This window comes from uncultured Corynebacterium sp., from assembly GCF_937999985.1.
Taxonomy (GTDB): Bacteria; Actinomycetota; Actinomycetes; order Mycobacteriales; family Mycobacteriaceae; genus Corynebacterium.
Map to the genome: position 1 here is coordinate 1 of NZ_CALLDG010000187.1, position 1,602 is coordinate 1,602.

The 1,602-nt window shown below is 65.3% G+C and carries 2 protein-coding genes; one reads left to right on the top strand and one right to left on the bottom strand.

The window, feature by feature from the left end; translation table 11 throughout:
• The coding region (locus Q0331_RS08900; protein WP_298076010.1) for an MFS transporter at window positions 1–637 on the bottom strand (637 nt) is incomplete at its 3' end.
• Window positions 638–773: 136 nt separating this feature from the next.
• Here Q0331_RS08900 and Q0331_RS08905 point away from each other — a divergent pair.
• Window positions 774–1,454: an HAD family hydrolase gene (locus Q0331_RS08905; RefSeq protein ID WP_298076011.1), complete on the top strand. Its 681-nt coding sequence runs from the start codon at window positions 774–776 to the stop codon at window positions 1,452–1,454.
• The last annotated feature ends 148 nt before the right edge of the window (window positions 1,455–1,602 follow it).

A 1,602-nucleotide genomic window follows, 5' to 3' on the forward strand; every position in this document is an offset into this window, starting at 1 on the left:
GTCGCAACATCTCGCTGCCGCGCTGGGCCGCGGTTCCCGGAGTCACCGAGAACACGAGAACTCCCCAGCACAGCAGTGCCAACAGCGGCGGGATCGCCCAGACTCCAATCGCCACGCGCCATCCGCCGAGCTCGGCCAGCGGCACGGACACCACCGATGCGGTGGCCATGCTGACCTGGCCGACCGCCATGTAGGCGATCGACATGACCGTGAGTTTGAACGGGAAGTAGTCCTTAATAACAGCAGGCAGCAGGGTGTTGGTGATACCCACCCCGACCAGGCCGATCATCGTCCCGGCGAGGAACAGCAACTCATTGGACGCCGCAGTGCGCAGGCCGAACCCAGCGGTGGCCAGCACCATGGCGGTGCTAATGACCGCGCGGAAGGATAGCGCTTTGGCTAAGGGGCTGGAAAGAACGGCCGCGACGGCGAACATGGCCGTAGGTGCCATGCCGACCAGCCCGATGAAAAGATCGGAGGCGCCGAGGCCGGTGCGCACTTCGTCGGCGATAGGCGGGAAGGCGCTGACGGGGCTGCGCAGGTTGGAGCTGGTCAGCAGCACCGCGAGAGCGGCGATAAGCGCCACCGCAGAGGGCACTCGGCGGGTCGCACTGGCCGCACTGGCCACCTTCGACATTTTGTTCACCCCCGGTTCGTTTTAGCTTCGCGTCTGCGCCACTTTCTAGTCACGCAGGCGCGGCACACTAGCTACAAACCCTACTAGACCAGCAACCTCCCACTACATAGCTACTGCAAAGGCAGGCACCAACACCATGGAACACTTGATCGTCTTCGACCTGGGCGGCGTACTGGTCCAGCGCCGCCACACCCTGCGCGAACTCACCACCGTAATGATCCGCCACGCCAACATTCAGTCTCGCTCCAACAACGGCAGCCAGACCAGTGTCCCCACCATCATCACCGACCCGTTTAGCTTCGAGGCAGCCTACGGTCGCTACCGCGAAAGCTACAGCCTGTCGATGGGGCCGAACGACTACTTCACCACCCTCTGCCGCGCCGCCGGCGTGCAGCCCACCGAGGAGCTGATCGCGGAGCTGCTGGAGACCGACACGCGCCTGTGCTCCACCGTGAACACTTCCGTGCTGAACCTGCTGAACCACCTGAACGCTATCGACCAGCCGTGGGGCATCTTCAGCAACGCGCCGCGCCCGGTCATGGAGGCCGTGATGGATCAGGATTGGACGAGTGGTGCGGCCGTCACCTGCTTCTCCCCCGACCTGCGCTTCACCAAGCCCCACCAGGGCGCATTCCGCCGCTTCGAGCAGGCCGCGGCAGCCGCCGGCCACGAGTACGCTTCCCTGCTCTACTTCGACGACCGCCAGGCCAACCTGGATGCTGCTAAGCGCCGCGGTTGGGAGGCCTTCCCCTGGCACGGAGTCGAGTCCGTCCACGAGGTACTCTCGCCCATCACCGGCCTGCGCCGCGCGGACTAGCCCGCTACTTCTGCACCGGCGCCCACTCCGGGCCGGTCTCCGCCAGCTCCGGGTCGAGCTTCGGGAACAGCGGCTTAGGCTTGCTGAGCTTAGTGCCCGGCTGGATCTCCTGGCGCGCCCACGTGGCCTTTTGCTTGGTGTAGTCGCC